Source organism: Nocardiopsis sp. LOL_012, assembly GCF_048060475.1.
GTDB lineage: Bacteria > Actinomycetota > Actinomycetes > Streptosporangiales > Streptosporangiaceae > Nocardiopsis.
The window spans coordinates 1-574 of the sequence record NZ_JBHMIV010000107.1; the positions used below are offsets into that span (position 1 = coordinate 1).

Genomic DNA, 574 nt, shown 5'->3' on the forward strand with positions numbered 1-574 from the left:
TCGATGAGGTCCCAGATCTGGCTGGCGCCGTCGTGGGGGTCCCACTGGGAGAGGCGGTCGCCCTGGCGGGTGCTCCAGGCCCACACCTCCAGCGCCATGCCGCTGTGGCGGTTGACCAGCTGCACCCCGCCCGCCCGGTCCACTGGCATCCACTGCTGGTTGGCGCCGCCCAGGTCGTCGTACTGGCGGATCTCCGCGCCGCCCTGGGTGCTCCACTCCCACACGTCGACGGCCTTGCCGCTGCCCCGGTTGACGATGCGGTAGTAGCCGTCCCCTGCGGGCACGAAGCGGAACTGCTGGGCGGCGCTGTCGTTGCGCTCCCACTGCACCAGTTCGGTGCCGTTGGCGGTGGAGCCGTCGGGGACGTCGGCGACCAGGCCGCTGCGGTGGTTCTGGAGCAGGTAGTAGGCGTCGGTGTCGATCTGCACGGCCTGGGCGGGGGAGGCCGCGAGGGTGGTCAGGGCCAGGGCGGTGGCCAGGGCGGTGAGCAGGGCCAGGGTCCGGCGGGCGATGCCGGGCCCCGGCCGTGTGCGGTGGGTGGGGGGTCGAAGGCGCACGGTGGCTCCTCGGGGGG

1 protein-coding gene is annotated in these 574 nt (G+C 73.7%); it reads right to left on the reverse strand.

The features are described 5' to 3' along the window. Positions 1–557, reverse strand: a 557-nt coding sequence (locus ACFHWE_RS23655; protein ID WP_416604084.1) for an RICIN domain-containing protein, incomplete at its 3' end; no start/stop codon positions are given. Positions 558–574 lie beyond the last annotated feature (17 nt).